Annotated in this window: 23 protein-coding genes; 18 read left to right on the forward strand and 5 right to left on the reverse strand. The window is 62.7% G+C overall.

Features of this window, described 5'->3' with window-relative positions:
- The first annotated feature begins 10 nt into the window (after nt 1–10).
- From motD to HX839_RS10605, 5 genes are all read left to right on the forward strand, one after another.
- Entirely contained in the window at nt 11–898 is an 888-nt protein-coding gene (motD, locus tag HX839_RS10585) for a flagellar motor protein MotD (RefSeq protein WP_003210644.1), read from the forward strand.
- A 51-nt stretch (nt 899–949) separates the two neighbouring features.
- On the forward strand, nt 950–1,738 hold the full coding sequence (locus HX839_RS10590; RefSeq protein ID WP_003210643.1) for a ParA family protein: 789 nt from the start codon (nt 950–952) through the stop codon (nt 1,736–1,738).
- A gap of 151 nt (nt 1,739–1,889) precedes the next feature.
- Nucleotides 1,890–2,693: a CheW domain-containing protein gene (locus HX839_RS10595; protein ID WP_087694323.1), complete on the forward strand. Its 804-nt coding sequence runs from the start codon at nt 1,890–1,892 to the stop codon at nt 2,691–2,693.
- A 73-nt stretch (nt 2,694–2,766) separates the two neighbouring features.
- The gene (locus HX839_RS10600) at nt 2,767–3,252 is read left to right on the forward strand and encodes a chemotaxis protein CheW (protein ID WP_003210641.1); all 486 of its coding nucleotides are present in this window, start codon (nt 2,767–2,769) and stop codon (nt 3,250–3,252) included.
- Nucleotides 3,253–3,648, forward strand: coding sequence for a DUF2802 domain-containing protein (locus HX839_RS10605; protein WP_008434800.1), 396 nt, complete (start codon nt 3,253–3,255; stop codon nt 3,646–3,648).
- 33 nt (nt 3,649–3,681) lie between these two features.
- On the opposite strand, the gene HX839_RS10610 is transcribed toward HX839_RS10605, so the two are convergent.
- From HX839_RS10610 to HX839_RS10620, 3 genes are all read right to left on the reverse strand, one after another.
- Complete coding sequence (locus tag HX839_RS10610; protein WP_177023220.1) at nt 3,682–4,845, reverse strand: hypothetical protein; 1,164 nt, start codon at nt 4,843–4,845, stop codon at nt 3,682–3,684.
- A 227-nt stretch (nt 4,846–5,072) separates the two neighbouring features.
- A complete protein-coding gene (locus tag HX839_RS10615; RefSeq protein ID WP_003210638.1) occupies nt 5,073–5,402 on the reverse strand; it encodes an EscU/YscU/HrcU family type III secretion system export apparatus switch protein in 330 nt (109 codons plus the stop codon).
- The gene (locus tag HX839_RS10620) at nt 5,399–6,982 is read right to left on the reverse strand and encodes a flagellar hook-length control protein FliK (RefSeq protein WP_032899324.1); all 1,584 of its coding nucleotides are present in this window, start codon (nt 6,980–6,982) and stop codon (nt 5,399–5,401) included. The genes HX839_RS10615 and HX839_RS10620 overlap by 4 nt, the downstream gene beginning before the upstream one ends.
- 252 nt (nt 6,983–7,234) lie before the next feature.
- Between HX839_RS10620 and ccmA the strand changes: the two genes are divergently transcribed.
- From ccmA to HX839_RS10670, 10 genes are all read left to right on the forward strand, one after another.
- Nucleotides 7,235–7,816, forward strand: a complete 582-nt coding sequence (gene ccmA, locus HX839_RS10625) for a cytochrome c biogenesis heme-transporting ATPase CcmA (RefSeq protein ID WP_371315628.1) — start codon at nt 7,235–7,237, stop codon at nt 7,814–7,816.
- A complete protein-coding gene (ccmB, locus tag HX839_RS10630; protein ID WP_177067031.1) occupies nt 7,813–8,481 on the forward strand; it encodes a heme exporter protein CcmB in 669 nt (222 codons plus the stop codon). Before ccmA ends, ccmB begins: the two co-directional genes overlap by 4 nt.
- Nucleotides 8,482–8,566: 85 nt before the next feature.
- Nucleotides 8,567–9,322 (forward strand): heme ABC transporter permease, encoded by a 756-nt coding sequence (locus tag HX839_RS10635; RefSeq protein WP_008434790.1) that lies wholly within the window; start codon nt 8,567–8,569, stop codon nt 9,320–9,322.
- Entirely contained in the window at nt 9,319–9,495 is a 177-nt protein-coding gene (gene ccmD / locus HX839_RS10640) for a heme exporter protein CcmD (protein ID WP_008434788.1), read from the forward strand. Before HX839_RS10635 ends, ccmD begins: the two co-directional genes overlap by 4 nt.
- Nucleotides 9,492–9,947 carry a cytochrome c maturation protein CcmE gene (ccmE, locus tag HX839_RS10645; RefSeq protein ID WP_177067032.1) on the forward strand — a complete coding sequence of 152 codons (456 nt, stop codon included), beginning with the start codon at nt 9,492–9,494 and terminating at the stop codon, nt 9,945–9,947. The genes ccmD and ccmE overlap by 4 nt, the downstream gene beginning before the upstream one ends.
- A gap of 3 nt (nt 9,948–9,950) precedes the next feature.
- Complete coding sequence (locus tag HX839_RS10650; RefSeq protein ID WP_087694319.1) at nt 9,951–11,939, forward strand: heme lyase CcmF/NrfE family subunit; 1,989 nt, start codon at nt 9,951–9,953, stop codon at nt 11,937–11,939.
- The gene (locus tag HX839_RS10655; protein WP_008434782.1) at nt 11,936–12,472 is read left to right on the forward strand and encodes a DsbE family thiol:disulfide interchange protein; all 537 of its coding nucleotides are present in this window, start codon (nt 11,936–11,938) and stop codon (nt 12,470–12,472) included. Before HX839_RS10650 ends, HX839_RS10655 begins: the two co-directional genes overlap by 4 nt.
- Nucleotides 12,469–12,942, forward strand: a complete 474-nt coding sequence (locus HX839_RS10660) for a cytochrome c-type biogenesis protein (RefSeq protein ID WP_003210629.1) — start codon at nt 12,469–12,471, stop codon at nt 12,940–12,942. The genes HX839_RS10655 and HX839_RS10660 overlap by 4 nt, the downstream gene beginning before the upstream one ends.
- Nucleotides 12,935–14,128, forward strand: coding sequence for a c-type cytochrome biogenesis protein CcmI (gene ccmI, locus HX839_RS10665; RefSeq protein ID WP_177023215.1), 1,194 nt, complete (start codon nt 12,935–12,937; stop codon nt 14,126–14,128). Before HX839_RS10660 ends, ccmI begins: the two co-directional genes overlap by 8 nt.
- A 15-nt stretch (nt 14,129–14,143) precedes the next feature.
- Nucleotides 14,144–14,548 carry a hypothetical protein gene (locus HX839_RS10670; protein ID WP_003210627.1) on the forward strand — a complete coding sequence of 135 codons (405 nt, stop codon included), beginning with the start codon at nt 14,144–14,146 and terminating at the stop codon, nt 14,546–14,548.
- Between the two features lie 185 nt (nt 14,549–14,733).
- On the opposite strand, the gene HX839_RS10675 is transcribed toward HX839_RS10670, so the two are convergent.
- A complete protein-coding gene (locus HX839_RS10675; protein WP_177067050.1) occupies nt 14,734–15,933 on the reverse strand; it encodes an MFS transporter in 1,200 nt (399 codons plus the stop codon).
- A 135-nt stretch (nt 15,934–16,068) separates the two neighbouring features.
- On the opposite strand from HX839_RS10675, the gene HX839_RS10680 reads away from it, so the two are divergent.
- On the forward strand, nt 16,069–16,965 hold the full coding sequence (locus tag HX839_RS10680) for a LysR family transcriptional regulator (protein WP_177067033.1): 897 nt from the start codon (nt 16,069–16,071) through the stop codon (nt 16,963–16,965).
- Between the two features lie 69 nt (nt 16,966–17,034).
- On the opposite strand, the gene HX839_RS10685 is transcribed toward HX839_RS10680, so the two are convergent.
- A complete protein-coding gene (locus HX839_RS10685; protein WP_177067034.1) occupies nt 17,035–17,457 on the reverse strand; it encodes an NUDIX domain-containing protein in 423 nt (140 codons plus the stop codon).
- Between the two features lie 496 nt (nt 17,458–17,953).
- Here HX839_RS10685 and phnC point away from each other — a divergent pair, with 496 nt between their 5' ends.
- Both phnC and phnD read left to right on the forward strand, forming a co-directional pair.
- Nucleotides 17,954–18,787 (forward strand): phosphonate ABC transporter ATP-binding protein, encoded by an 834-nt coding sequence (phnC, locus tag HX839_RS10690; protein WP_087694468.1) that lies wholly within the window; start codon nt 17,954–17,956, stop codon nt 18,785–18,787.
- 32 nt (nt 18,788–18,819) lie between these two features.
- Nucleotides 18,820–19,821, forward strand: coding sequence for a phosphonate ABC transporter substrate-binding protein (gene phnD / locus HX839_RS10695; RefSeq protein ID WP_003210622.1), 1,002 nt, complete (start codon nt 18,820–18,822; stop codon nt 19,819–19,821).
- Nucleotides 19,822–19,881: the final 60 nt, after the last annotated feature.

Consider the following 19,881-nt stretch of genomic DNA (forward strand, 5'->3'; position numbering starts at 1 on the left):
GGTATTTGTTGTGAGCCGTCGCCGCCGCGAGCCTGAAGAACACGTCAACCATGAACGCTGGCTGGTGTCCTACGCCGACTTCATTACGTTGCTGTTCGCGTTTTTTGTGGTGATGTACTCCATTTCCTCGATCAACGAAGGCAAGTACAAAGTCATTTCCCAGGCGCTGATTGGCGTGTTCAACGACGCTGACCGCGCCCTCAAGCCGATACCCATTGGCGAAGAACGCCCCAAGACCGTGACCCCGGCCAAGCCGCTGGTCAACGACAGCGATGAAACCGCGGCCGGCATCGGTGGCACCAGCGACCCGCTGAAAAGCATCGCCGATAACATCAGCGCGGCCTTTGGCGACCTGATCAGCTCCAACCAGATGACCGTGCGCGGCAATGAGTTGTGGGTCGAGATCGAGCTCAATTCCAGCCTGCTGTTCGCCAGTGCCGATGCAATGCCCAGCGACCAGGCGTTTACCATCATCGACAAGGTGGCGGCGATCCTGAAGCCGTTTGAAAACCCGGTCCACGTTGAAGGCTTTACCGATAACCTGCCGATCAGTACCGCGCAGTACCCGACCAACTGGGAGCTGTCTTCGGCCCGGGCGGCGAGTATTGTACGAATGCTCGCGATGCAGGGTGTGAACCCCGGGCGCCTGGCGTCGGTGGGTTACGGCGAGTTCCAGCCGGTGGCCAATAACGCCACGGCGGAAGGCCGTGCGCGCAACCGTCGGGTGGTGCTGGTGGTGTCGCGCAACCTGGACGTGCGCCGCAGCCTGACCGGTACCGGCACTGCCAATGCAACACCGGATGCCGCCTTGAAGCGGGCTGGCACACAAACTGCACCAGCGCCCGTAAAGGCGCCGGTTCGCGGGAGTGCCGTCAATTCTCCGTCACCGGCTCTATAACCCCATGCAATTTCTCGGTCGAGCCTGTGCCTGCCGGGAGGAACAATCCGAATGAGAGTCTGGGCAGTTGCCAATCAAAAGGGTGGTGTCGGTAAAACCACCACGTCCATCGCCTTGGCCGGCTTGCTGGCCGAGGCCGGCAAGCGTGTGGTCGTGGTCGACCTGGACCCCCACGGCTCCATGACCAGCTATTTCGGCTATGACCCGGATGCCCTGGAACACAGTTGCTACGACCTGTTCCTGCACAAGGGCAGCGTGCCGGCCGACTTGCCGGGGCAACTGTTGCTGCCTACCAGCAATGAAAAGATCTCGCTGTTGCCGTCCAGCACCGCCCTGGCCACCCTTGAGCGCCAGTCGCCGGGGCAGAGCGGCCTGGGCCTGGTGATCGCCAAGACCCTGGCGCAGCTGTGGCAGGACTTCGACTACGCGATCATCGACAGCCCGCCGTTGCTCGGCGTGCTGATGGTCAACGCCCTGGCCGCCAGCCAACAGCTGGTGATCCCGGTGCAGACCGAGCACCTGGCCGTCAAGGGCCTGGAGCGGATGGTCAGTACCCTGGCGATGATCAACCGCTCGCGCAAGCAAGCGCTGCCGTTCAGCATCGTGCCGACCCTGTTTGACCGCCGTACCCAGGCGTCCCTCGGCACCTTGCGGGTATTGCGCGATGCTTATCCGGACACCATCTGGCAAGGCTACATCCCGGTGGACACGCGCCTGCGGGATGCGAGCCGGGCAGGGCTGACGCCGTCGCAGTTCGACGGCAAGAGCCGTGGGGTGCTGGCGTATCGGGCGTTGCTCAAGCACCTGTTGTCCCAGCAACTTGTGGCGCAGGTGGCATGATGGTCATAAACAGCCCTGTAGGAGCCTGGCTTGCCAGCGATGCAGACGCCGCGGTTTTCCTGACCAAACCGGCTCTCGATTCAAGTCCGGACACTCACAGGCCGATAACCTCTGAATACAGGGTTGATGGGGCTTGCGCGTGGGCATACAGATGAACCGTCCCGTTGATTTCAAGACCCGGCCGCAACTGGCGCTGGAGTCCTACCTGGACGCTTTGCTCCAGGACGCCACCGAGGAGATGCCGGAGCCGATTCTGATCCTCGATGAAGTCATCGAGCCTGAACCTGCTGCCCTGGACGAGTTTCAGCTGGCGGTCCTGGAAGAACAGGCCCGTGATGCGTTGGTCGTTCCCGTAGCAGTTCCTGTACCGGTTGCTGTGCCCGTCGAGCCTGTGGTGATTGCGCCTGTAGTGGTGGAGCCGGTGGTTGAGGTTCACCTCCCGCCGAGCATCACGCCGCCGCCGGTACAGGGCGACGGTCGCCCGGTGTGGGCTGCGGAGCCGTTCGAATGTTTGCTGTTCGATGTCGCCGGGCTGACCCTGGCGGTGCCGCTGGTGTGCCTGGGGTCGATCTACTCCCTGGAAGGCCAGGAGTTGACGCCGTTGTTCGGCCAGCCGGATTGGTTCCTCGGGATCCTGCCGAGCCAGCAGGGCAACTTGAAGGTATTGGACACCGCGCGTTGGGTGATGCCCGACCGCTACCGCGATGACTTCCGCCAGGGCCTGCAATACGTTATTTCGGTCCAGGGCTACGAGTGGGGGCTGGCGGTGCATCAGGTCAGCCGCTCATTGCGCCTGGACCCGAACGAAATCAAATGGCGCAGCCACCGGGGCCAGCGGCCATGGCTGGCGGGCACTGTGATCGAACACATGTGCGCGTTGCTGGATGTCGCCGAACTGGCGGAGTTGATTGCCAGCGGCGCGGTAAAAGCCATGCCGCTGAACAAACGCACTTGATAACAAGCAGCAGCGCTACGGCGCTGCCTAAGAACACACACCGTAACCAACGGTATTTGAAGGGGTCTGGAGTATGAACAAGTCAGTGTCCGCACAAGGTCTGGTGGATGATCCAATCCTGCAATGGGTCACCTTCAAGCTGGACAACGAGTCCTACGGCATCAACGTGATGCGTGTGCAGGAAGTGCTGCGCTACACCGAAATCGCTCCGGTTCCGGGTGCCCCAAGCTATGTGCTGGGCATCATCAACCTGCGCGGCAACGTGGTGACCGTGATCGACACCCGCCAGCGTTTTGGCCTGGTGCCGACCGAAGTCAACGACAACACCCGCATCGTGATCATCGAAGCCGACAAGCAAGTGGTCGGGATCATGGTCGACAGCGTGGCGGAAGTGGTTTACCTGCGCCAATCCGAAGTCGAGACTGCGCCGAACGTCGGCAACGAAGAATCGGCCAAGTTCATCCAGGGTGTCTGCAACAAGAACGGCGAACTGCTGATTCTGGTTGAGCTGGACAAGATGATGAGCGAAGAAGAGTGGCAGGACCTGGAGAATATCTGATTGTTTCTTGAGGTAGCGGTGATCGTCCTGGCCATCCTTTGGGCCGGGACCCTGGGCTTCCTGCTGCGTTATGTTCGCCAGCAACGGGAATTGGCCACTCGACAAGTCGAGCGCGACGCTGTGCGCGACCGGCGGATCCTGGAGCTGGCCAAGCGGGTCGACCACTTCCAGCAAAGTGCGGTGCGTGTGGGTGATGAAGTGCACGAGCTGCGTTCGGTGCTGGCGCCGTTGCCGGACAAGCTGTCGGCACTCGAGCAGCGTGACCCGTCGAGCCTCTCATTCGCCCAGGCGGCGAAGCTGGTGGGCATGGGCGCCACGGTGGATGAGCTGACGCAGTCCTGCGGGTTGACCCAGGCTGAAGCGCAGTTGATGAGCCGGTTGCACAAGGACAACTGAAGGTTACGAGCTGCAAGCGGTATTGCTTGCAGCTTATAGCCGGTGCCGGTTGCTCAGCCATTCGGCCATGGTCGAGTCCTCCAAAGCATATTCACCACGGTTGGCTTTCCAGACCAACTCCTTCTCCCGCAGCACTTCCAGTGCTTTCTGCACGTTTGGTGTGCTGGCGTTCGGCTCGACCTGGGCCTGTTCCAGCTTGCGGTTCACATCCTGGAAGGTTTTCTCCGCAAAAGGCGAGAACGCCTGCTTGCCCAGGGTTCGTTCGCCCATCACTTCAAGTACCGCCTGTTGCAGCGGCGAGAGGTCGTTGTAGGCGCTCTCGTAATCGCTCCAGATGCCGGCCTGGTGATTGAGTGCCCCGGTCCTCAGCAACTCGCCAAGGTTGCTGGCCTCGCCAAGACCCACGCTCACTTCGGTCAGTAGTGTGTTGAGCATTTCCGGGCGCCGGCCAACGAGCTGGAAGGCATAGTCCATGTCCTCCAGGTTGAACTGGTTGGTCGCGGCCAGGCGCTGGTTCCAGAGGTCCGTCACGAACTCGACGAAATCCCGGCTCAGCAGCGGGAACGGCGTGATATGGGCGCCGAAGAACGGTTGTTTGCTCTTGAGTACCAGGTTGGCCAGTTTGTCCCGGCTGGAGCCGGTGAAGACCAGGCGCAGGCCATCGGCCGTGCTGCTGCCGTTGAGATGATCCCGTGCCGCCTTGAGGGCGAACATGGCGTTCACCCCACCTTCGCTGTTGAGGGCGTGCTGGGCCTCGTCCACGATCAGCACGATCATTTGCCCCGAGACCTGGTGCAATACGTCCAGGGCGTGGCTGAGCGTGGTGCCGGCGGGCAATTGCGGTTTGGTGAAATCCCAACTCAAGGTGCGCAGCAGGCTGATCTTGTCGATACCGGCTTTCTTGGCCGCCTTGCTCACTGCGCTTTCGAACTCGCCCAGGGCTTTGCCGATAGCGCCGGAGATCAGTTCGGCGGGGTCGATTTCGCGGTTCATCCACAGGTCCACGTACACCGGCAGCCAGCCCCGGGCCTTGCACTCGGGGATAAGGTCGTTGCGCAGGAACGTACTCTTGCCGGTACGGCGCGGAGCCGCGAGGAACATGCCGGAGCTGTAGTCGGCAAATGACTCGCCTGCCAGATCACGGGCGAGCGCTTCGGCGAGTAGCTTTCGACTGAGAATCGGGCGGGTAGGGCTCATGGGTTTATCCTGAACTATCGGGTTCGGGATAATCTATACCTCGAAAGATATAATTGCTATACACCACCCACCGCAACTGATCATTCCCACGCTCTGCGTGGGAATGCATCCCGTGACGCTCCGCGTCACCCCTGCGCAAGACTTGAACGTTGCAGCGCCGGTTGGACGCGGAGCGTCCGAGGCGGCGTTCCCACGCAGAGCGTGGGAACGATCAGCCGGCTCCCACCTTAATAATCGTCGCCTCTTTCCGTCACATCCCGCTCCACCGGCCCCGCGTCCGGGTCGTAGCCCACCGGGAACTTGCCCTTCAGCGTCCAGGCAAACGCGATGATCTCGGCGACGGTGCGGTACAACTCTTCCGGGATGCTGTCGCCCAACTCCATGCGTGCCAGTAATTTGACCAGCTCGGCATTTTCGTAAATCGGGACTTCGTTCTCCCGGGCCAGCTTGAGGATGGCTTCGGCCAGGGCATCGTCGCCCTTGGCGGTGAGGGTCGGCGCTTGTTGCCCGTCGTATTTGAGGGCGATGGCCTGGCGGGGCGGGTTGGGGTTTTTCATGCGGTTTCATCCACCCAGCGTTGTTCAAGCCCGGTTTTCGGGCCCCGTGGCGGGGTGCCGAGGTGGCAGTCGAGGTCGCCGACGTTGAGTCCCGACGACACCAGGCGCTCGCGCAGGCTGCCCAGGTGGCTTTCGATCAGGCTGGCGGTGAAGGGCCGGGTCGCCCACAACTGGCTCGACAGTTTGCCCTGGCTCAGTTGCGCCTGGACCTGCAACGGGCCGAGCGGCTCCATGTCGAGCGCCATTTCCACGCGCCAGAGCATTTGCTTGGGATCCTTGCTGTCCTTGCGTTCCGGCTGTTCCTTGTCGGGCGCCGGTTCTTCCCGCTGGAACTTGACCTGCAACGGCACGATGTCCTGCAAGGTGCGCATGGGGATTTCCAGCTGCCAGGTGGTCAAGAGCTTGCCGTCGGCGGTGGTACCGGTCTGCTCCAGGCTCGACAGCTGATGGCTTTGCAGGCGGGAGATGGCCCCGGCGGCCAGGCGCAGCAGGTTTTCCAGGTCACTTTCACCTTCCAGGCGTTGCATCAGCCGATCGGGCAGCGGAAAGCCTGCGGGCGCCTGCCTGGCGCCGACCTGGCCGAGGGTGCCCAGCGGGCTGCGTACGAAGCTGGGCAGCAATTGCGCCAGGGTGTTGGCAGCGAGGATCGCATTCAGATTGGTGCTGGCGGGCAGGGATGGCAGCAGGTCGGCGACGAAGCGCAGCAGCGCGCCTTTCATGTCCAGCGGCGGTATCTGCGGGTTTTGCCCGGCCAGCAACTTGGCTTCGAGGAAGGTCCCGCTGTTCTGGATCAGTTGCGCCAGCACCTTGGGGTTGCTGGCCTGGGCCAGGTCGGGCAGGCCGGCGAGCAAACGCTCGGCGGCGGCGCGCAGGTCGGCCCCGGTGCTGTCGCTGCTGGTCGCCGGCAGGCTTTGCAGCGCGGTGAACACCACGTCCAGCGAGCCCTGGCGGCTTTGCTGGGTGGAGAGTTGCTGGGCCACGGCCAATTGGTCCTGGCGCCCGCTCAGCGGTACAAAGCTCAAGGTCTGCGCACTTTGCACCACGGCGCTGAGCAGGCTGCCGACGCGCAAGGGCTGCGGGCTTTCGACGGTCAGGGTCGCGCCGCTGAGGACGTTATTGAGCACCGACACCAGTGAGCGATACACCACCGGCTGGTTGGCGCCCTGTGGCAGCGCCTGGGTGGTCAGCACCTTGCCTTGCAGCAGGGTGCCCACCGGTAACTGGCTGGTATCGATACGCGTCAGCGCGGCGACGCTGGAACTCAGGGCCTGCTGCAGGCTGATGGACAAATTGCCCGACGGCGTCTGGCTGACTTCCACCTGGGTACCCAGCGGCAGCGGCTGGCTGCTGCTGGCCTGCACCAGGGTTTGCCGGCCGCCTTCCAGGGTCAGCTTGAGCAGCAACTGAAATGCATCGCCGCCTTGTTTCAGTGCCAGCACCTCGGCATTTACGGTTTTTCCGGGGTCGATCAGGCCGGTCTGCGGCTCCAGCAGTTTCAGCAACTCGCCCGCTGCAGGCGCGGGCGCAGGCCCGGCCGGAAGCGTCGGGGGGAGCGTGGGAAGATTGATCTCACCGGTCATCGTGCGCGCCGTCTCAGGGGAAATTGCCCTCTTTAGAGTAGGGCATCACATGTATAATGCCGCCCGTCTTCAAAGAGAGCGTTAAAAACAACACAACTGATTGATCCAGCTCTCTAAAAACGGTCGCCAAAGCAGTTAATGTGCATCTCTTTAACGGCCGTTCCACCGCCGACTTGAACCGTAAAGGCCCGCGATCTCTTGACCAGCCCTCTTCTAGAAGCCGTAGCGCTCGCCTGTGAACGTGACCTGCGGATGCTGTTCGAACACCTCGAACTGCGTCTGGCGGGCGGCGACATGGTGCAGGTCAGCGGCCCCAACGGCAGCGGCAAGACCAGCCTGTTGCGCCTGCTGGCCGGGCTGATGCAGCCGACGGCGGGGGAAGTGCGGCTCAACGGCAAACCGTTGCACGAGCAGCGCACCGAGCTGGCGCGCAACCTGATCTGGATCGGCCACGCCGCCGGAATCAAGGATGTGCTTACCGCTGAAGAAAACCTCAGTTGGCTCAGCGCCCTGCATCATCCCGCCAGCCGCGAGGCGATCTGGCAGGCGCTGGCCGCGGTTGGCCTCAAGGGTTTCGAAGACGTTCCCTGCCACACCCTGTCCGCCGGCCAGCAGCGCCGCGTGGCCCTGGCCCGTTTGTATCTCGACGGCCCGCCGCTATGGATTCTCGACGAACCCTTCACCGCCCTCGACAAACAAGGCGTTGCCCAATTGGAAGAACACCTTGCCGCGCACTGCGAGCAGGGCGGCATGGTTGTCCTGACCACTCACCACACCTTGACGCGCATGCCCGCCGGTTACTGCGACCTCGACCTGGGCCGGTGGGCGGTATGAGCGTATTTGTCCTGTTGGTCGCCCGCGAAGCGCGGTTACTCTGTCGCCGTCCGGCCGAACTGGCCAACCCGCTGGTGTTCTTCGCGATTGTGATTGCGCTGTTCCCGTTGGCGGTGGGCCCCGAGACTAAACTGTTGCAAACCTTGTCTCCGGGACTGGTCTGGGTGGCGGCGCTTTTGTCGGTCCTGCTCTCGCTGGACGGGCTGTTTCGCAGTGATTTTGAAGACGGTTCCCTCGAACAGTGGGTCCTTTCGTCGCACCCCCTGCCACTTCTGGTATTGGCCAAGGTACTGGCACACTGGGCGTTTTCCGGCCTGGCGCTGGTATTGCTCGCGCCGCTGCTGGCGATGATGCTGGGGTTGCCCACCGAATGCCTGCCGGTGTTGCTCCTTTCCTTGTTGCTTGGCACGCCGGTTCTCAGTCTACTGGGCGCCGTAGGTGCGGCACTGACCGTCGGTTTGAAACGCGGCGGCCTGTTGTTGGCGCTGCTGATCTTGCCTTTGTATATCCCGGTGTTGATCCTGGGCAGCGGCGCGTTGCAAGCCGCGCTCCAGGGCATGCCGGCGACCGGTTACCTCTTGTGGCTTGGCAGCCTGGCCGCCCTGGCGGTAACCCTGACACCCTTTGCTATAGCGGCTGGCCTGAAGATCAGCGTCGGCGAATAATGAGGTCTGGTTAAGCGATAGAACCTTAACCAGTAAAGACCCTAAGCTTCTCGCAACGACGAGAAGCAACCGTGATGGAAACAGCATGAACTGGACCTGGTTTCACAAGCTCGGCTCGCCCAAATGGTTTTACGGCATCAGTGGCAAACTGCTGCCGTGGTTGAGCATCGCCGCCGTATTGCTGATCGGCATCGGCCTGGTCTGGGGCCTGGCCTTTGCGCCGCCGGACTATCAGCAAGGCAACAGCTTTCGCATCATCTACATCCACGTGCCTGCCGCGATGCTGGCCCAGTCCTGCTACGTGATGCTGGCGGTGTGCGGCATCGTCGGCCTGGTGTGGAAGATGAAGCTGGCGGATGTGGCCCTGCAATGCGCCGCGCCCATCGGTGCCTGGATGACCGCCGTGGCGCTGGTCACCGGCGCGATCTGGGGCAAGCCGACCTGGGGTTCGTGGTGGGTCTGGGACGCGCGCCTCACCTCGATGCTGATCCTGCTGTTCCTGTACTTCGGCCTGATTGCCCTGGGCAACGCCATCAGCAACCGTGACAGCGCCGCCAAGGCCTGCGCGGTGCTGGCGATCGTCGGCGTGATCAACATCCCGATCATCAAATACTCGGTGGAGTGGTGGAACACCCTGCACCAGGGCGCCACCTTCACCCTCACCGAAAAGCCGGCAATGCCCGTGGAAATGTGGGCGCCGCTGCTGCTGATGGTGCTGGGGTTCTACTGCTTCTTCGGCGCCGTGCTGCTGATGCGCATGCGCCTCGAAGTGCTCAAGCGTGAAGCCCGCACCAGTTGGGTCAAGGCCGAAGTGCAAAACAGCCTGGGAGCCCGTGGATGAGCTTCAACTCTTTCAGTGATTTTCTCGCCATGGGCCATCACGCCCTGTACGTCTGGACGGCCTATGGCATTTGCCTGGCGGTGCTGGCCCTCAACGTCGCCGCGCCGATCCTGGCCCGCAAGCGTTACCTGCAACAAGAGGCGCGTCGTTTGCGCCGGGAGACCGAAAAGTGAATCCGCTGCGTAGAAAGCGTCTGTTGATCATCCTGGCCATCATGGTCGGTGTCGGCATTGCCGTGACCCTGGCCCTGAGCGCCCTGCGGGAGAACATCAACCTGTTCTACACCCCGACCCAGATCGCCAACGGCGAAGCGCCGCTGGATACCCGAATCCGTGCCGGTGGCATGGTCGAGAAAGGCTCGTTGCAACGCTCCGGCGACTCCCTGGACGTCAAGTTCATCGTCACCGACTTCAACAAGTCCGTGACCATCACCTACCGCGGCATCCTCCCGGACCTGTTCCGCGAAGGGCAGGGCATCGTCGCCCTCGGCAAGCTCAACGCCGACGGCGTGGTAGTGGCCGACGAAGTGCTGGCCAAGCACGATGAAAAATACATGCCGCCGGAAGTCACCAAGGCCCTCAAAGACAGCGGTCAATCCGCCCCGACCCCCGCCAAGGAGGGCTAAGTCATGACGTCCGCACTGTTTATTCCGGAGTTGGGCCAGTTGGCGATGATTCTCGCCCTGTGCTTTGCCATCGTCCAGGCCGTGGTCCCGTTGCTGGGCGCCTGGCGCGGTGACCGCCTGTGGATGAGCCTGGCCCAGCCGGCTGCCTGGGGCCAGTTCGCCTTTCTGGTATTCGCCTTCGGTTGCCTGACCTACGCCTTCATGACCGACGACTTTTCTGTCGCCTACGTCGCCAATAACTCCAACAGCGCCTTGCCCTGGTACTACAAGTTCAGCGCCGTGTGGGGCGCCCACGAAGGTTCGTTGCTGCTGTGGGCATTGATCCTCGGCGGCTGGACCTTTGCCGTCTCGATCTTCTCCCGCCAACTGCCGCAGGTGATGCTGGCCCGGGTGCTGGCGGTGATGGGCATGATCAGCATCGGCTTCCTGCTGTTCCTGATCATGACCTCCAACCCGTTCACCCGCATCCTGCCGCAGATCCCGGTCGACGGGCACGACCTCAACCCGCTGCTGCAGGACATCGGCCTGATCGTGCACCCGCCGATGCTCTACATGGGCTACGTCGGTTTCTCGGTCGCCTTCGCCTTCGCCATCGCCGCCTTGCTCGGCGGGCGTCTCGATGCCGCCTGGGCGCGCTGGTCGCGGCCGTGGACCATCGTCGCCTGGGCATTCCTCGGCATCGGCATCACCCTGGGCTCGTGGTGGGCCTACTACGAACTCGGCTGGGGCGGCTGGTGGTTCTGGGACCCGGTGGAAAACGCCTCCTTCATGCCCTGGCTGGTGGGCACCGCGCTGATTCACTCGCTGGCGGTCACGGAAAAACGCGGCGTGTTCAAAAGCTGGACCGTGTTGCTGGCCATCGCCGCGTTTTCCCTGAGCCTGCTGGGTACGTTCCTGGTGCGTTCCGGCGTGCTGACCTCGGTGCACGCGTTTGCCTCCGACCCGGAGCGCGGCGTGTTCATTCTGATCTTCCTGCTGTTCGTGGTCGGCGGCTCCCTGACGCTGTTCGCCCTGCGTGCGCCAGTGGTCAAGAGCCACGTGGGCTTCAACCTCTGGTCCCGGGAAACCCTGCTGCTGGGCAATAACCTGGTGCTGGTGGTGGCGGCCTCGATGATTCTGCTCGGTACCCTGTACCCGCTGGTGCTGGATGCCCTGAGCGGCGCCAAGCTGTCCGTCGGCCCGCCGTACTTCAACGCGCTGTTCATCCCGTTGATGGCGCTGCTGATGGTGGTGATGGCGGTCGGCGTACTGGTGCGCTGGAAAGACACCCCGGTGAAATGGCTGGTGGGCATGCTCACCCCGGTACTGCTGGGCAGCGCCGCGCTGGCCGTGATCGCCGGTATTGCCTACGGCGACTTCAACTGGGCCGTGCTTGCCACCTTCATGCTCGCGGCCTGGGTATTGCTGGCCGGTGTACGCGACCTGATCGACAAGACCCGCCACAAAGGTTTGATCAAAGGCTTGCCGACCATGACCCGCAGTTACTGGGGCATGCAGGTCGCCCACATCGGCATCGCCGTGTGCGCCCTGGGTGTGGTGTTGTCCAGCCAGAACAGCGCCGAGCGCGACCTGCGCCTGGCCCCCGGCGAGTCCATGGACCTGGCCGGCTATCACTTCATTTTCGAAGGCGCCAAGCACTTCGAAGGGCCGAACTTCACCTCCGACAAAGGCACCGTACGTGTGGTGCGCAACGGTAAGGAAATCGCCGTGCTGCACCCGGAAAAACGCCTGTACACCGTGCAAAGTTCGATGATGACCGAAGCCGGGATCGACGCCGGTTTCACCCGCGACCTCTACGTCGCCCTGGGTGAACCGTTGGGCGATGGTGCCTGGGCCGTGCGGGTCCACGTCAAACCGTTTGTGCGCTGGATCTGGTTCGGCGGCCTGCTCACCGGCTTCGGTGGTTTGCTGGCAGCGATGGACCGGCGCTACCGGGTCAAGGTCAAGAGCCGGGTGCGTGAAGCCCTCGGTCTGCAAGGAGCGCCAGTATGAAGCGTTGGTTGATGGTGTTACCGCTGGCGGCGTTTCTGGTGGTGGCGGTGTTCCTGTATCGCGGGCTGTACCTGGACCCGGCCGAGCTGCCGTCGGCCATGATCGGCAAGCCATTTCCGGCGTTCTCGCTGCCGACCGTGCAGGGCGACAAAACCCTGACCCAGGCTGACTTGCTGGGCAAGCCGGCACTGGTCAACGTGTGGGGCACCTGGTGCATTTCCTGCCGCGTGGAGCATCCGGTGCTGAACAAGCTGGCGGAGAAGGGCGTGGTGATCTACGGCATCAACTACAAGGACGACAATGCTGCCGCCCTGAAGTGGCTGGCTGAATTCCACAACCCGTACCAACTGGATATCCGCGACGAAGACGGCAACCTCGGGCTGAACCTTGGTGTGTACGGCGCTCCGGAAACCTTCTTCATCGACGCCAAGGGCGTGATCCGCGACAAGTACGTGGGCGTGATCGACGAAGTGGTGTGGCGCGAGCAACTGGCCGCCAAGTACCAGGCGCTGGTGGATGAGGCCAAGCCATGAAGCGTTGGTTAGCCGCCGCTGTGTTGGGCTTGAGCATGGTCGGCGTGGCCCACGCCGCCATCGACACTTACGAATTTGCCAAGGACGGAGACCGCGAGCGTTTTCGCGAACTGACCAAGGAGCTGCGCTGCCCCAAGTGCCAGAACCAGGACATCGCCGACTCCAACGCACCGATCGCCGCCGACCTGCGCAAAGAGATTTTCCGCATGCTCGGCGAGGGCAAGGACAATCAGCAGATCATCGACTTCATGGTCGACCGCTACGGTGACTTCGTGCGCTACAAGCCGGCGCTCACCGGCAAGACTGCGCTGCTGTGGTTCGGCCCCGCCGGGTTGTTGCTCACAGGCTTAGTCGTTATGGCGGTGATTGTGCGCCGCCGTCGTGTCGCCCCGGCCGATGGCTCGGACTCGCTTTCCGTCGACGAGCGTCAACGCCTCGACCAACTGCTGGACAAAAAAACTGATGATTGATTTCTGGCTCGCAGCAGGTCTGCTGCTTCTGATTGCCTTGAGTTTCCTGCTGATCCCGGTGTTACGCGGCCGCCGTGCCCAGCGTGAAGAGGATCGCACTGCATTGAACGTGGCGCTGTACCAGGAACGCGTGGCGGAACTGCAAACCCAGCAGACCGAAGGCGTGCTGGATGCGGCCCAGCTGGACAGCGGTCGCGCTGAAGCGGCCCGTGAGTTGCTGGCGGATACCGAGGGTGTGGAAAAGCCCCGGGAATCGCGCCTCGGCAAACCGTTGCCGTTGCTCGCGGCGTTTCTGGTGCCGGTGTTGGGCGTGGCGCTGTACCTGCATTACGGTGCCAGCGACAAGGTCGAACTGACCCGCGAATTCTCCCAGCCGCCGGTGTCCATGGAAGACATGACCCGCCGCCTGGAGCGCGCCGCAGCGGCCCAGCCGGATTCGCCGGAAGGCCTGTACTTCCTCGGTCGCGCCTACATGGCCCAGGACCGTTCCGCCGATGCGGCGAAAATCTTCGAGCGCACCGTGGCCCTGGCCGGTCGCCAGCCCGAGTTGCTCGGCCAGTGGGCCCAGGCCCAGTACTTTGCCGACAACAAACAGTGGTCGCCCAAGGTCCAGGCCCTGACCGACGAAGCACTGAAACTCGACCCGAAGGAAGTCACCAGCCTCGGCCTGCTGGGGATCGCCGCCTTTGAAGGCCAGCGTTACCAGGAAGCGATCGACTACTGGAACCGCCTGCTGGCGCAACTGCCACCGGACGACAATTCCCGTGCCGCGCTGCAAGGCGGGATCGACCGGGCCGCCGAGAAGCTCAAGGAGAGTGGCGGCAGCGTGGCGCCTGTGAAGGCAGAAAAACAGATGCAAGTGCGGGTGGACCTGGCCGCCGATGTGAAGGCCAAGGCCTTGCCGACCGACAGCGTGTTCATCTTCGCCCGTGCCGTCAAAGGCCCGCCGGCGCCATTGGCGGCCAAGCGCGTGACCGTGGCCGACCTGCCGATCACCGTCGAGCTGGGCGACAGCGACGCGATGATGCCGCAGTTGAAACTGTCCAACTTTCCCGAAGTCCAACTGGTTGCGCGCATATCCCGGGCAGGTGTTCCCACAGCTGGCGAGTGGATCGGCCGCAGCCAACCCCTGGCCAGCAGCACCACTGCGCTGCAGCAGCTGACCATCGACAGTCCGGACCAATAATTCGAGGAAATGCCCATGACCGCTATCGCACGTATCACCCTGCTCAGCCTGGTACTGGGGTTGAGTGCTTGTGCGGTCCATCGGCCTCCGTCGCCTACCGGGCCGACTATTCCACCGACAGGGCCGTCGACCCAGCCGAGCACACAGCCAGGCACCCAGCCCTCAGGCCCAGTGATCAAACCGTCGAAGCCGGTGCCGAGCTCCTCGCCGACCTTCGCACCGCCACCGGGTGCGGCCAGCCACTGGGACGGGAAGATGCAGGTGTACGTGCTGGACGAACAGCCGGATACGTTCTACCGCCAGCGCACCTACTACCGCTGGAGCAACGGCTGGAGCCGGTCCATTAGCCCGAACGGGCCTTGGGAAGAGACCGATGTCCATGGCGTACCGCCGGGGTTGAGCAAGCAGTACGCACAATGAAAAAAGGCGACCTTCGGGTCGCCTTTTTCATGGCTGGTTTGGAATACAGTCCACCCAACAACAAAGCTCAAATGTGGGAGCGGGCTTGCTCGCGAATACGGCGTGTCAGCCAACAAATCGGGCACTGATATACCGTATTCGCGAGCAAGCCCGCTCCCACATTTTGAATCTCGTTTGATTTGAAATTACGTCAGCTCCTCAGTCTGCCTGGGCGCGCTTGTCCAGTGGACCACCCCGGCAATCACCCCCAGCATCACCCCAAACTCCACAATCCCCATCCAGCCCAACCGCGCCATTAACCAGCCGCTGACTGTCGCCCCCACCGCACCGCCAAAAAACGTCGCCGTCATGTACAAACTATTGATGCGGCCCTGGGCTTTCGGGTCCACCGCAAACGCCCGGGTCTGGTTGGAAACCAAGCCCGACTGCACGCCGATATCCAGCACGATCACCCCCAGCACCAGCAAGATAATCGAAGTCTCGGCACCCGCCAGCAGCAGGAACGCCAAGGTCACAATCCCGATACTCGCCCCAATCACCTTGCGCGAACCCAGCCTGTCGGAAGCCCGCCCACCGAGCGACGCCGCCAACGCACCCGCCGCACCGATAATCCCGAAGCCACCGGCCCAGGCACTGCCCAATTGCCATGGCCCATGAGCCAACAGTGCTGCCAGATTCACCCAAAACGCATTGAAGCAAGCCCACAACAACGCCTGCACCATCATTGATTGGCGAATCGGGCTGTTGTCGCGCATCAGCGGCCACAGCGAAGCCAGCAGGCGAGGGTAGGACAGGTTGGTGCTCGGCACGCCTTGTGGCAGCAGCCTGGCGGCACCGATCCACACCGGGATCATGAAGGCCGCCTCCATCGCGTACACCGCCCGCCAGCCATAAGCCTCACCGACTACGCCGGCGATCGTGCGCCCGAGCAGGATGCCGACCATGATCCCGCTGACCACCGTGCCCACATTGCGCCCGCGTTCGTGGGGCTGCGACATCACCGCCGCGAACGGCACCAGTTGCTGCGGCACACAGCTCACAATCCCCAAGCCGAAAGACGCCCCGATCAGCGCCCAGATGCCCGGTGAAAACGCCGCCGCCAGGGCGAAACAGAACGCCAGGGCGATCTGCCCCAGCACCAGCTTGCGGCGGTCAAAACGGTCGCCCATCGGCAGCAGCAACGCCAGCCCGGTAGCAAAACCCAGCAGGGCGGAACCGGCCACCAGATCCACGGTGGTCACGTCCACGCCCATGTCCGAAGCGATCAGCGGCAGGATCGGCTGGGTGCAGTAAATATTGGTAATCACCGCGCCGGCGATCACCGCCATCATGATGATCTTGCCGCGCGGCGCGACCGCAGGCGCTGTGGAAGGTTGGGATGTCATCGGCAGGCCACTCACGGCGCTCTCCTTCAATGCAGATCTCCGGGAAGGAGATGAGTGGCCAACGTTACGCACTCGCGCTTATCAGGATAATCCCCTAGGATTTGGAATCATCCTTCCAGAATTTGATAGGTTGCCATGAACCGTCTTGAATCCATGTCCATCTTCGTTGCCGTGGTTGATGCAGGCAGCCTGACCGCTGCGGCGCGGCGCCTCGACATGCCGCTGGCCAGCGTCAGCCGCAAGGTGGCCGAGCTTGAGACGCACCTGAAAACGCGCCTGCTGCACCGCACCACGCGCCAGCTGTCGTTGACCGATGCCGGCGCCTCTTACCTCGACGCATGCCGGCGCATTCTTGAAGACATCAGCGAGGCCGAGCGCGCGGCCACTGGCGAATATTCCGAGCCCCGGGGCGAGTTGGTGGTCACCGCGCCCGTGGTCTTCGGGCGGCTGCACATCGTGCCGGTGGTGGCGGAATTCCTCGCGCAGTACCCGGAGATCGACATCAACCTGATCCTCACCGACCGCGTCGTGCACCTGATGGAAGAACACTGCGACGTCGCGGTGCGCATTGGCGAGTTGCCCGACAGCTCGCTCAAGGCCATGCAGGTGGGCGCGGTGCGGCGGGTGGTGTGCGCCAGCCCGGCGTACCTGGCCGCTCGCGGTGTACCCGCTGAGCCCCAGGACTTGGCGGGGCATGACTGCATCACCTTCGAAGTGCTGGCGTCCCAAGGGGCGTGGGGATTTGGCGCGGGTAAAACCGGGCTCTCGGTACCGGTGCATTCGCGGTTGTCGGTGAACACCGCAGAAGCGGCGATTGCGGCGGCGACGTTGGGGGTTGGGGTGATTCGGGTACTCTCGTATCAAGTGGCGGATGCAGTGCGGGAGGAGGCGTTGGCGGTGGTGCTTGAGGCGTTCGAGTCGGAGCCGCTGCCCATTAGCCTGGTGCACAAAGGGCAGTCGCCGTTGCCGCTGAAGCTGCGGGCGTTTCTGGATTTTGTGATGCCGCGATTGCGCGCCCGCACCGCCCAATAACACCGACGAATTTGAACCTGATGAAAATCAAAATGTGGGAGCCGGGCTTGCCCGGCTCCCACATTGGATTTACGTTGCCAGTTGGATCTCGGCAAGGCGCGGCTTTAGAAACTCCAGGGCATCTTTAAAGACCTGATGCCACTCTTCTGACGGTTCGCTCGCCAGCGGGTGCCAGAAGAACTGGAACTCGTGGCCGCCATCATCCTCTGCAAAATGGGTCCAGGTATCTGGCAGGTCTTCAGGGATCAGGCATTGATGAAAGGCCCATGTATGCCCCGTGGACGCTGAGTGCCAAGTGCCCAGGTCACGTATCACCTTGCCGGTTATCCCGGCCTCTTCAAGCAGCTCTCTAACTGCCGCAGCCTCGGTACTTTCGCCAGGCTCCACGCTGCCCTTGACCAGTTGAAGACCTGCCAGTGGGTGTTTGAAGGCGAGGATTTCCAGGGATTGGCGGGTTCGCAGGATGACCGGACATGCCTTGTCTTTTCCCATCACGTTGTCCTTTTGCACATATTGGCGGCCAGCTATTGCACCACAGTCCGGCACATTTCCAATGCCGGGCGAAGACCTTGTGGCGAGGGAGCTTGCTCCCGCTGGACTGCGAAGCAGGCCCAAGTCAGCCACTTCAGTACATCTGACAGACCGTGTCACCCAGGCTTGGGGCCGCTGCGCAGCCCAGCGGGAGCAAGCTCCCTCGCCACAGGTTAGGTATGGATCGTTCCCACGCTCTGCGTGGGAATGCATCCCGTGACGCTCCGCGTCACCACTGCGCAAAACTTCAATGGACGCAGAGCGTCCGAGGCGGCATTCCCACGCAGAGCGTTGGGAACGATCAACGTCCTACAGCTACTTCCAACCTTTCATCAAACCTTCATCAAACGGTTTTACTCCAGTCATGTGCAAGTCATAGGGCTGACACAGCCCGCGCCTACTGTCGTTTGAACTCAAACGCAGCCACGGATGGCTGTTCAACCAGACAGAGAAGCCCATGACTCCAGCTATCCATGTCGATCATCTGAACAAGACCTTTGCGAAGAAATCCGCGCTGGTCGACCTCGAACTCACCGTTGCCACCGGTGAGATGGTCGCGCTGATTGGCGCTTCCGGCTCCGGCAAGTCCACCTTGCTGCGCCACCTCGCGGGCCTGGCCTGTTGCGACAAGAGCAACGGCGGCAGCGTCAAGGTGCTGGGCCGGGAAGTGCAGGCCAGCGGGCGGTTGAATGGCAAGGTGCGGCGCCTGCGCGCCGACATCGGCTACATCTTCCAGCAGTTCAACCTGGTCAACCGCCTGAGCGTGCTCGACAACGTACTGCTCGGTTGCCTGGGCCGCATGCCGCGCTGGCGCGGCAACCTCGGTTTGTTCAACACCGAGGAAAAACAGTTCGCCATGGAATCCCTGGCCCGCGTCGGCCTGGCAGACCTGGCCAGCCAGCGCGCCTCCACCTTGTCCGGCGGCCAGCAGCAACGCGTGGCAATTGCCCGCGCTTTGACGCAACGCGCCGAAGTGATCCTGGCGGATGAACCCATCGCCTCCCTGGACCCGGAGTCGGCGCGCAAGGTCATGGAGATCCTCGCCGACATCAACGGCCGCGACGGCAAGACCGTGGTGGTCACCCTGCACCAGGTCGATTACGCCATGCGTTATTGCCCCCGAGCCGTGGCGCTCAAGGGCGGGCGGATTCACTTCGATGGCCAGGCCAGCGAGCTGAGCAGCCAGTTCCTCAACGATTTGTACGGTGCCGATGTGGACACCAGCCTGATGTTTTCCGACCAGACCCGCACACCCGTCGTCCCCGCACGGTTGGCCCTGGCCCGCGCTTGAAACCTTACTAACGACCCACAGGAATCCTCTCCATGTTGAACCGTATCGGTCATGTGTTTCTGTCTGCCGTGCTGCTTGCCAGCGTGGCCATGGGCACTGCCCAGGCCGCCGACAAGGCGATCAATTTCGGCATCATGTCCACCGAGTCTTCGCAGAACCTCAAGAGCATCTGGCAGCCCTTCCTGGATGACATGCACAAGAAGACCGGCCTCACCATCAACGCCACCTTCGCTTCCGACTACGCCGGCCTGATCCAGGGCATGCGCTTCAACAAGGTCGACGTGGCCTGGCTGGGCAACAAGGCCGCGATGGAAGCGGTGGACCGTTCCAACGGCGAAATCTTCGCCCAGACCGCCGCCGCCAACGGGGCTGCCGGTTACTGGAGCGTGCTGATCGTGCGCAAGGACAGCCCGATCAACAACGTCGATGACATGCTCAAGAACGCCAAGAACCTGACCTTCGGCAACGGTGACCCGAACTCCACTTCGGGCTACCTGGTACCCGGCTACTACGTGTTCGCCAAGAACCACGTCGACGCCGCCACCGCCTTCAAGCGCACCCTCAACTCCAGCCATGAAGTCAACGCATTGAGCGTGGCCAAGGGGCAGTTGGACGTCGCCACCTTCAACACCGAAAGCTGGGACCGCCTGGAAGTCACCCAGCCGGACAAGGCCGCCATGCTCAAGGTGATCTGGAAGTCGCCGCTGATCCCGGCCGACCCGATGGTGTGGAGCAAGGCCCTGAGCGACAGCGAGAAGACCAAGATCCGCGACTTCTTCGCCAACTACGGTGACACCGACGAAGAGAAGGCCGTGCTGAAGAACATGCAACTGGGCAAGTTCCTCAAGTCCAGCGACGACCAGTTGTTGCCGATCCGCCAACTGGAACTGTTCAAGCAGCGCACCACCATCAGCGCCGACGACAAGCTGGAAGCGGCTGACAAGGCCAGGAAGCTCGCCGACATCGACGCCGACCTGGCCAAGCTGCAAGAGCGCATCACCGAACTGGACAAGAAGACCGCAGCCAACGGCTAACCCCCTGTAGGAATCGGGTTCATGTGGGAGCGGGCTTGCTCGCGAATACGGTGTGTCATT

The organism is Pseudomonas sp. I8001 (assembly GCF_013385345.1).
Taxonomy (GTDB): domain Bacteria; phylum Pseudomonadota; class Gammaproteobacteria; order Pseudomonadales; family Pseudomonadaceae; genus Aquipseudomonas.